The 8,080-nt window shown below is 67.8% G+C and carries 6 protein-coding genes, 1 tRNA gene and 1 pseudogene; 4 read left to right on the top strand and 4 right to left on the bottom strand.

Annotated features, from left to right (window positions below):
- From FVW27_RS02430 to FVW27_RS02420, 3 genes and pseudogenes are all read right to left on the bottom strand, one after another.
- Positions 1–632 (bottom strand): annotated as a pseudogene (locus tag FVW27_RS02430) (glycosyltransferase family 4 protein); the annotation flags it as partial.
- A gap of 319 nt (positions 633–951) precedes the next feature.
- Positions 952–1,449, bottom strand: coding sequence for a YchJ family protein (locus tag FVW27_RS02425; protein WP_035067829.1), 498 nt, complete (start codon positions 1,447–1,449; stop codon positions 952–954).
- 61 nt (positions 1,450–1,510) lie between these two features.
- Positions 1,511–1,879 (bottom strand): NifB/NifX family molybdenum-iron cluster-binding protein, encoded by a 369-nt coding sequence (locus FVW27_RS02420; RefSeq protein ID WP_167122444.1) that lies wholly within the window; start codon positions 1,877–1,879, stop codon positions 1,511–1,513.
- A 449-nt stretch (positions 1,880–2,328) separates the two neighbouring features.
- On the opposite strand from FVW27_RS02420, the gene FVW27_RS02415 reads away from it, so the two are divergent.
- The 4 genes from FVW27_RS02415 to FVW27_RS02400 all read left to right on the top strand — a co-directional run bounded on the left by FVW27_RS02415 (position 2,329) and on the right by FVW27_RS02400 (position 5,641).
- Entirely contained in the window at positions 2,329–2,727 is a 399-nt protein-coding gene (locus FVW27_RS02415) for a PilZ domain-containing protein (RefSeq protein WP_167122442.1), read from the top strand.
- A 611-nt stretch (positions 2,728–3,338) separates the two neighbouring features.
- Positions 3,339–3,758, top strand: coding sequence for a hypothetical protein (locus FVW27_RS02410; protein WP_167122440.1), 420 nt, complete (start codon positions 3,339–3,341; stop codon positions 3,756–3,758).
- A 432-nt stretch (positions 3,759–4,190) separates the two neighbouring features.
- On the top strand, positions 4,191–5,468 hold the full coding sequence (serS, locus tag FVW27_RS02405) for a serine--tRNA ligase (RefSeq protein ID WP_167122438.1): 1,278 nt from the start codon (positions 4,191–4,193) through the stop codon (positions 5,466–5,468).
- Between the two features lie 97 nt (positions 5,469–5,565).
- Positions 5,566–5,641 (top strand) — tRNA-Lys (locus FVW27_RS02400).
- Between the two features lie 75 nt (positions 5,642–5,716).
- Here FVW27_RS02400 and FVW27_RS02395 read toward each other — a convergent pair.
- The coding region (locus FVW27_RS02395) for an ABC transporter permease (RefSeq protein WP_167122436.1) at positions 5,717–8,080 on the bottom strand (2,364 nt) is incomplete at its 5' end.

The following is an 8,080-nucleotide window of genomic DNA, read 5'->3' as shown; positions in this document are numbered from 1 at the left end:
CGCGAGGCGGCCAGGGCCAGCCGGGCGGACAGCAGGTCGCGCACCTGCTGGGCCAGCGCGCGGTTCTTGCGCGGCATCCAGGCGATGCGCACCGGCCCGTGCGCGGGGCCGTCGGGAATGGCGGCTCCGGCATCCCCGCCTGCAAGGGCATCCGACCCGTCTGCCCCTTCCGTCCAGTTCGGATGGAACAGTTCAAGGTCGATGCCGGGGCGCAGCACCGGGGCCTCGCGCCCGGTCACCTCGCGGGTGTACCAGGCCACCGGGTCGGACACGGCCAGGAACGAGACGTCCAGTTGCGGCCAGGCCACGCCCGGCGGCAACGACGACAGCAGGTACGCCCAGTTCTGCACGTACACCACGCACCGCGCGCCCGCGCGCAGGCCGGGGGCCAGTGCGTTGACCCAGCCTTCCGGCACCAGCCACACGTCGTGCGGGGCCACGACGCTGGCAGCTTCGTCCCAGGCCATGACCGGCGCGGGCGGATTGTCCAGATCAAGCCCGGGCGCGCCCCCTTCGCGGGGGACGAGAAACACCGGATACCCGGCGGCATGCAGGTGCGCGGCCATGCGGTACAGCACGGCAAGGCCCCCGGTCATGCGGGGCAACGGCGGAACGAACAGAAAGGTGCGCATGGCGATGCTCCGTGATTGCGCGCAGCAAAGCAGATACCGGGGGGAAGGGCAAGAGGGGGCGGGACGGCACGCGTTTGGTCGGGACCGATCGGGACCGATCGGGACAGGCCGGGACGGCACGGGACTGGTTGGGACAGGGCGGGATTGCCCCGCTGCACTGGCCGGTGACTGGCAGGGCGGGGCTGGCTGGGCGGGCCGTCAATGCCCGTCATCTGCCCGCACGCCTGCATGCCCATACCCCACCAATCCGCCCGAAACGCAAACGCCGGGGACGGAAGGCTTCCCTCCATCCCCGGCGCAAAATCAGGCGGCGCTCAGGCTACTTGCCGCAGCACTTCTTGAACTTCTTGCCGCTGCCGCAGGTGCAGGGCTCGTTGCGGCCCACCTTGGGGGCCTCGCGGCGGAACGGCTCCTGCCCGTGCACCAGGCCGTCGGCGTAGTACCACACGCCGTCCTCGCACCGGAAAAAGCTGTCCTCGCGCAGTTCCTGCGGCACGCCGCCCAGCACGTAGTGGGCCACGAACGAAACCTCGCCGGTCTCGTCGCCGGGCTGGCCGCCCTTCACGGACAGCACTTCCAGCCCCTTCCAGTCCACGGCCTCGGACCAGGCGCGCATTTCGTCAACGCTGACTTCCTCGCGCATGGCCGGGTGGGTGGAGGTGTCCAGGTAGTCGAAAGCGTGCAGGCAGTGGGCGGAATAACGCGAGCGCATCAGCGCTTCCGCCGTGGGCGCGGGCTTTTCGCCGCGCACGTAGGGACCGCAGCAGGCGTCCAGCGCAAGGCCGGAGCCGCAGGGGCAAAGCGTGGTCTCGGACATGTGGGTCGATCCTTCGGCCCGCCGCCCGACGCTTCGCCCCGCGAAGCCCGTCGGCGGTCCGCTAATGGTTACCGCAGCCGTGATGGCCGTGGGATGTACACAATTCCTGCCGGTCGGCCAGGCGGCCGTCCAGCCAGCTCCGGGCGGCGTCATGCACCGGGCCGGACGCGCCGCGCACCACGTCGATGCCGTGGCGGCGCAGCGTCATCACGGCGCCTTCACCCATGTTGCCGCCCACCAGGACGCTGACGCCAAGGTCCACCAGAACGGGCACGATGTTCGACTTGCACCCGCAGCCGGGGGGCGGCGTCAGGCGCTCTTCTTTCACAATGTTGCGGGTCTCGTCCACCGTCAGCAGGGTAAAATACTCGCAGTGGCCGAAATGTTCGTCAATGATGCCATCTCGCGAGGGCAGGGCAATTCTGAGCATGGGCTGAATTCCTCCGTGACAGGTATACGTTCCGCCCCTGATAATCCTTTGCGCCGGAAAGTCAATGATCACTTACATCATCGAATCCAGGCAGACACGGCAAGAAACGGCCCGTCGTTGCAGGCTCGGCAACGGTGCCGGTTCCTTGCCCGCGTGCCTTTGCGCACACCCGTGCATGCGCCAGACGGCTCGACCGGGCGTGCCATGCCCTCCGCCATCCCCCGCCGTGCCCTTGCGCCACAGGGTTTTCCCTCGTCCGCGTTATTCTGTACGGCCTGATGCGAGGCGGGGTGGCGCGGCACCACCGCGTGTGATACCCTTGGTGCATGGCTCGGGCCGGAGGCCCGCAGGAGCAGCGCCGGGCAGCGCTCCCCGCCCTTGCAGGAAGGGCGGCGGCAGGAACCGCGCCCCCGGTCTCATTTCCACCCCCGCCAGGAGACTTCGGGACCATGACAGACTCCACCAACGACCGACGCAAGCATTGCCGGCTTCCCAAGCCCTTTCCCGTCGAGGCCAGCGAGATCAGGTTTCCCCCGTCCAGCCAGGGCCGTTTCGAAACCCAGTGCTGCGACATCAGCGCCGGGGGGCTCAGCGTGCACAGCCCCCGTACCTTCGAGCCGGGCACCAAGTTGCAGGTGCGCGTGCACATCCCCACGCTGAACAAGTATTCTCCCGGGTTCTTCAAGGTGTACGAGAACGACGCCGACCAGTACCTGCAAGCCATAGCCGAGGTGACCCGCGCGGAATATTCCGCCGGAGGCTACCTGCTGGGCCTGAAGTATGTGGATGTGGACGAGGATGCCGCGCGCGCCGTGGCGAACATGGTCAACAAGGCCGTGCAGAGCTGACACCCGCGGCGCAGGCTTCGGCAGTGCTCACCGGATGCCGGAACACCGCGCGCCACAACGCAGAACGGCTTGCGGACCGCCCGCAAGCCGTTCTGGAGGAAAAGCTGTCTGCAAAAGAAAGGAAGGTACTTCGGTTATAGCAACCTGCGTGCCAACACCGCCCCAATCGGGCGGTTTCTTTTTTTATCCTGTCAATTCTTGCCGTTACACAAAAGGACACTCCATTCACCCCATACAGCGGCAGAACGTGCCGTAAAAAAAATTGAACCTTGCCTGCGTGGCAGCATATAAACTGTTCGCTCAGACATTTTTTCTGACCGTCCCGCTCCGGACAGCCGCGTGCGGCCAACCCACCCCGGACTTGCTGATAATTCCTTATTTCACAAGACATTGGGCGTTCGCTCACCCAAGCCGGACAAGGCTCTCGGGGCCGAATTCAAAAAATTCTACCCCCACCATGGCCTGTTGAGCCTTCACTCTCACCATTGACATGGGCCATCTCAACTCCCATAGTGAAGATAATGATTGACAGCGCAACCATGTAGGCTGTTCAATCAAACAGCGCCCGGAACCATCCGGGACGGATACACTCTCTGATGGAGGATTCCCCCATGCCCGCCCGTCATTCCAGCATTCCCGTGACGCGGCAGGACATCCAGCCTCGCAAGGACAGCGAGGCGGCCCTGTTCCGCAACCGGCTGAAGAAGATCGGCCGCATCCAGGACACCCGTACCCGCGCCCACCGCATCCTGCTGGCGCTGGGTTACGTCATCGCGCTGACCCCGCGCGGCGTGCCTGCGTTTACCCGTGCGCTGGTGCGCAAGGGTGCCAACGTGGTGGTGTGGCTTACCGACGAATCGCGCGAAGGCCTGCCCCCCTCGCTGCGCGCTCCCGCCTGGGCGGGGTTCTACGCGCGCGACGACAGCGACGAGATGGTCTACGACGAGGATTACCCCACCCTCATCGACTACCTGCGCGAAATGCATCCCGAACAGATGCGCGTCGCCCCCGAGGTCATGACCGACAACTGATCGGCGTCCGCCCCCGCGCGCACGCCGGTCACCCGCCCGGCATCGGGCATCCGGCCCGGCGCACGGGGACAGCCTGACGGCAGGGTCTTGCCACCCTCCGTCGGGTTGGCCCGGAAGGAGCCGCACGAAGCCGCTCTTTCCGGTCCCCGTTCAACGCGCAGCACCTTCCCTACGCCCCCCCCCTCGGGCCATGCACCGTTGCCCGCATGGCCAGCCCAAAGCAGCCCCCTCGAGCCTTCCGATCCGCGTCACGAAAGCCGTTCCGACCGCCGCTCGACGCATCGCCCTGTCCGCTCACCTTTCGCACCCCGCCCCCCTCACGGCACGCCAGCCCCAGGAAGCATCGGGCACCGGCCACGCGACGCGCGGTTGACGCCCCTCGCGCGATGCGGGTATTCTCCGGCGTCTTTTTTCCACAAGGAGAACCCCCGCATGCTCGATCTCAAGCTGCTGCAACGCAGCCCCGAAGTGGTGGCCAAGGCCCTGGCCGACCGGGGCTCGTCGCTCGACATGGCCGAATTCACCGCCCTGGACGAACGCCGCCGCGCCCTTCTGGCCGAGGTGGAAGCCCTGAAGGGCGAACGCAACAAGGCCTCGGGCGAAGTGGCCCGCATGAAGCGCGCGGGCGAGGACGCCGCCCCGCTTCTGGAACGCCTGTCCGGGCTGTCCGACCGCATCAAGGACCTGGACCGCGAAACCGAAGAGGTGAAGGCCGCCGTCAACGACTGGCTGCTGGCCGTGCCCAATATTCCCGACGCCTCCGTGCCCTTTGGCCGCAGCGAGGCCGACAACCCCGAGGTGCTGCGCTGGGGCACCCCCCGCGCCTTCACCTTTACCCCCAAGGAACACTGGGAGATCGGCACCGCCCTTGGCGGGCTGGACTTCGAGCGGGCGGGCAAGCTGGCGGGCAGCCGCTTTGCCGTGTACCGCACCTGGGCGGCCCGCATGGAACGTGCTCTCGCCAACTTCTTTCTGGATACGCACATCACCGAGCACGGGTACACGGAAATCATCCCGCCGTTCATGGCCAACCGCAAGACCCTGACCGGCACCGGCAACCTGCCCAAGTTCGAGGAAGACCTGTTCAAGCTCGAGGGCTGGGACTACTTTCTGATTCCCACGGCGGAAGTGCCGCTGACCAACCTGCACGCAGACGAAATGCTGGAAGAGGCGCAACTGCCCATCAGCTACGCGGCCATGACCCCGTGCTTCCGCTCCGAAGCGGGCAGCTACGGCAAGGATACGCGCGGCCTGATCCGCCAGCACCAGTTCACCAAGGTGGAAATGGTGCGCTTCGCCCATCCGGAACGGTCGTTCGACGAACTGGAAAAGATGCGCGGCCACGCCGAGGTGCTGTTGCAGCGCCTGGGCCTGCCCTACCGGGTAATCACGCTGTGCACGGGCGACATGGGTTTCTCGTCGACCAAGACCTACGACATCGAGGTCTGGCTGCCCGGCCAGAACGCCTACCGCGAGATTTCGTCGTGCTCCAACTGCGGCGACTTCCAGGCGCGCCGCGCGGGCATCCGCTTCCGCCCGGCGGGCGGCGGCAAGCCCGAATTCGCGCACACCCTGAACGGTTCGGGCCTGGCCGTTGGTCGCGCCCTGGTGGCGGTCATCGAAAACTACCAGCAGGAAGACGGATCGGTGGTCATCCCCGAAGCGCTGCGCCCCTACATGGGCGGCATGGAGCGGGTGACGGCGGAATAGCCAGGGAGACCGGACGACACTCCGCGGACCTTGCGGAGCATGCGTTGCGGCATCCTTGACGCCGAACGCAACCCAGCGTATAAGACCTCTCCCTTTCGGGTCGTTAACTCAGTAGGTAGAGTATCTGCCTTTTAAGCAGAGAGTCGCAGGTTCGAGCCCCGCACGACCCACCATGATGATGAAGGCCCCACGGACATGTCCGTGGGGCCTTTTCGTTTCCGCCCCAACGCGCTCGACGGTTTCCTTTCTTACTCGTTCCGCAAATACGGCGCTGGCTTTTCCTTCAGGGCGCGCGCCGTGCCCGTCAGCCCGAACACCAGCGCAAAGCCCACGCAGGCGGCCACCGTGCCCGCTACCACGCCGGGATACACGGCAAAGGGCAGTTTCAGCAGGCCGCGCACGGCAGCCCATGCGGCCAGGGTGCCCGTGCCCGCGCTGAACAGCCCGGTGACCAGCCCCGTGGTCAAAAATTCCGTGACCAGCGCCAGCAGGATGTCCCGCCGGGTGGCCCCGCACACCTTGTAGATGACCGCGTCGTAGATGCGCCGCTGCCGGTCGGCCAGAATGGCCCCGGCCACCACCAGCAGGCCCGTGGCCAGCATCACCCCGGCCATGGCCCGGAACATCACGCCCATGCGTTCCATGAGCACGCGCACCTCGCCCAGGATCTCGCGCATGCTGATGGCCGTGACGTTGGCCTGCGCCGCCGTCACCGTGCGGTACAAGGCGTCCATGCCCGCACCGTCGCCATAGGCCGTCACCACCCATGTGGCCGGAGCGCGGTCCAGCAGGCCGGGCGCGAACAGCACGGCGAACTGCAACTGGAAGGTCATCCAGTCCACCTTGCGCACGTTGGCGATGGTGGCCGTCACCTCGCGTCCCAGGATGTTGAAGGTCAGGCTGTCGCCCACGGTCACGCCGAAGCCGCGCGCCAGATCGTCCGACAGGGATATGATGGGCGGTCCGCTGTAGTCGGTCGGCCACCATGCGCCCGCCGTCAGTTCCGTGTCCGGCGGGGGTGTGGCCGCGTGGCTCAGGCCCCGGTCGCCGCGCACGGCCCACTGGGCTTCGGGAGCCACGGGGACGTCCTGCACCGGCACGCCCTTGATGCGCACGATGCGCCCGCGCACCATGGGGGCATTGTCAATGCGTGTGACGCCGGGGGCGTTGCCCAACGCCTCGAATTCCGCCACCTGGTCGGGCAGCACGTTGATGAAGAAGAACGCCGGGGCATCGCGCGACAGATCGCGGGCCAGGGACGCGCTGAGGTTCCGCTCGATCTGGGCGATGCCCACCAGCGCGGTCAGGCCGAGGCCCAGCGCAAAGACCATGTTCACCGTAGGCGCTCCGGGCCGATGGATGGAGGCCAGCCCCAGCCGCACACTGGGATTGCCCGCATGCGGCGCACGGCGCGCCCCGGCCCGCAGGCCCCAGGCCACCACGCGGAACACCGCGAAGCACCCTGCGCACCCGACCATGAAGCCGAAGGCCAGCCGCGCGTCTGGCGTGAACAGCCATACCAGCCCTGCCAGCACGGCAAATCCCGACCCCACCAGCACACGACCCACCCCCGACAGCCCGTTACCGCCGCCCGCCACATAACCCCGGAACAGGGTGGCCGGGCGCACCGCCCCGGCCAGCAGCAGGGGCCGCAGCGAAAAGGCCAGCAGGATGGCCAGCCCCAGCAGGGCCGCGCGCAGCAGGGGCGCCGCGTGGATGGACGCATCCAGTTGCACGGGAATGAGTTGGCCGGTCAGCCCGGCGGCCAGGGGCGGAACGGCAGCCCCAAGCGCGCACCCGGCCACGATGCCCGCGCCGCCGATGAGCAGTATCTGAAAAAGGTAGGTCCACAGCACCGTGGCCACGCCGCCGCCCACGCATTTCAGCGTGGCGATGGAGGCCATGCGGCTGGCAAGGTAGCCGCGCACCGCCTCGGCTATGCCAAGCCCGCCCACCAGCAGCGCGGCGATGCCGATGAGCATGAGGTCGGTGTCCACCCGGTCCAGCAGATTGCGGATGCGCGGCACGGCGCGGTTGTACGATTCCACGCGCCACCCGGCATCTGGAAAGGCGGTGCGCGCCGCCTCGACGAAGGCCGTCACCGTGGCCTCGTCGGCGGAGCGCAGGGATGCGGGTGATGGAGAGCCTGCTGCTGGAAAGCCTCCGGCTGAAGATGCCCCGGGCGGCCCGGCAGGGGCCGTGGGTGATGCCGCACCGCTCCCCGTGGCGGAAGGCGCGGCGTCCAGAGCCACACGCACCGCCTCGCCGGGCGCGGGCAGGCGTATCCGCGCGCCGCTTTGCAACAGGGTGCCGGGCACCAGCAGGTCGGTGCGTTCCAGCCCCTGCAACGACATGAGCACGCGCGGCCCGTAGGTGATGCCCTGCACCACCCGGTCCGGTTCGCCCAGCAGGGCTGCGGCAATGCGGAAACGCTGCGTGCCCACGCTGATCACGTCGCCCACCCGCACGCCAAAGCGTTCCAGCAACAGCGGATCCACCACCACGCCGGGCAGGAGGGGGTAGTCGCCGGGCTTGCCGTCGGCGGCACTCCCGCCACTCGCCGAACCGCCACCCGCCGGGGCGTCGCGCAGGGCATCGGCCAGCGGCTGGGG

Source organism: Nitratidesulfovibrio liaohensis (assembly GCF_011682075.1).
Lineage (GTDB): Bacteria > Desulfobacterota > Desulfovibrionia > Desulfovibrionales > Desulfovibrionaceae > Cupidesulfovibrio > Cupidesulfovibrio liaohensis.
This window is presented reverse-complemented; position numbering and strand designations above follow the sequence as displayed.